2 protein-coding genes are annotated in these 1394 nt (G+C 63.8%); both read right to left on the reverse strand.

The annotated features are described in order from the left end of the window. Positions 1–679: phosphoglycolate phosphatase (gene gph / locus EN879_RS35850; RefSeq protein ID WP_127274712.1), on the reverse strand; the 679-nt coding region annotated here is incomplete at its 3' end. Beyond that, a complete protein-coding gene (locus EN879_RS35855) occupies positions 676–1233 on the reverse strand; it encodes a thioredoxin family protein (protein WP_013532060.1) in 558 nt (185 codons plus the stop codon). The genes EN879_RS35855 and gph, both read right to left, overlap by 4 nt. Positions 1234–1394 lie beyond the last annotated feature (161 nt).

Here is a 1394-nt window from a genome sequence, read left to right on the forward strand (position 1 = left end):
GCATTGCCGAAGGCAGATCGAAAAGGCTGTCGCAAACAAGATCGGCGCCAAGCTCTTCCACCGGAATGTGGCTGTAGCCGCCACGCAGCAGAATGACGGGCATGCCGGCGGCGCGTGCGGCGCCCAGGTCAGCGCCACTGTCTCCGACCAGCAGCGCGTCACCCGGGTCGACGCCTAGTTGTGCCAACGCCAGCAGCAGGGCATCGGGCGCCGGTTTCAGGTATGTCACCGCGTCTCCGCCGACGATCGCACCGAAATATTCCGTCAATCCGAAATGAAGCAGGATTTCGCGGGTCGCCAACTGCGGTTTGTTGGTTGCCACCCCCATGCTTACTCCGCCCAAATGAAAGTGGGTGAGGGCCTCCCTGACGCCAGGCATCAGCCTTGTCAGGCCGGTCAGGTGCCGGCGGTAGATAGGCGCCATGACGCGGTTTGCCTCATCGAGAGCGTTGCCGAGCAGTGGCGCTCCCGATGCCGCGAAGGCTCGCTCGATCAGTTTCCTGACACCGCCGCCGATCATGGCCTTGACCCGGTCCAGGCGCAGCGGCGGCAGATCGCGGCTGGCCAGCAATTCGTTGACGGCGGCCGCTATGTCCGGTGCCGAGTCGACCAGCGTGCCGTCGAGGTCGAACAGGATCGCCTTCGGCGATCGAAGCGGCCTACCTGCGCCGACGTTCATGCGTCATCCTTCCACTTGATCGAGCAGCCGATCGAGGCGACCTGGTCCAGCGGCCCGTCGCCGGTTCGGGCAACCTGCTTCATCGCCTCGAACAGATCGCGTCTCAGCCCGGGCGCTCCGGCTTCTCGTCGCGAGGCGTCCAGCCGACCGCGATATTGCAATCCCAACTCGCTGTTGAACCCGAAGAAATCGGGAGTGCACACCGCCACGTAATCGCGCGCTACAGTTTGGCGCTGGTCGTGCAGGTAAGGGAAGCTGAAGCCGTTCGTCGTGGCGAAGAGCTTCATTTGGTCGAAGGAATCCTCCGGGTAGGTGTCGGCATCGTTCGAGTTGATTGCGACAAAGCCGATACCTTCGGCCTTGAGGTCGTTGGCATCGCGCACGATACGTGAAATCACCGCCTTCACATAAGGGCAGTGATTGCAGATGAAGGCCACGACCAGGCCGTTCGGGCCGGCCTGGCTGAGGATCGAATGCGACCTGCCGTCGACGCCGGGCAAAACGGCATCGATCGCGCGCCAGCCGAAATCGCAGACAGGGGGAACGGCCGCCATGCTTGCCTCCGATGAAATGGTTTACGCGGCTTTCCGGATCGCACCGTCGGCCGCCTGTCGGATGGTTCCAATGTTGGCGCGGTAGGCCGCCTCGGTGCCCCCCTTGAACACGGCCGACCCGGCGACCAGCACATTGGCGCCGGGTCGGCCGTGTTCAAGGG

Source organism: Mesorhizobium sp. M7A.F.Ca.AU.002.02.1.1 (genome assembly GCF_003998535.1).
Taxonomy (GTDB): Bacteria; Pseudomonadota; Alphaproteobacteria; order Rhizobiales; family Rhizobiaceae; genus Mesorhizobium; species Mesorhizobium ciceri.

Excerpts from the sequence above, each read along its gene's own strand:
- EN879_RS35855 (WP_013532060.1), bottom strand. The coding sequence starts at position 1,233 with ATGGCGGCCGTTCCCCCTGTCTGCGATTTCGGCTGGCGCGCGATCGAT.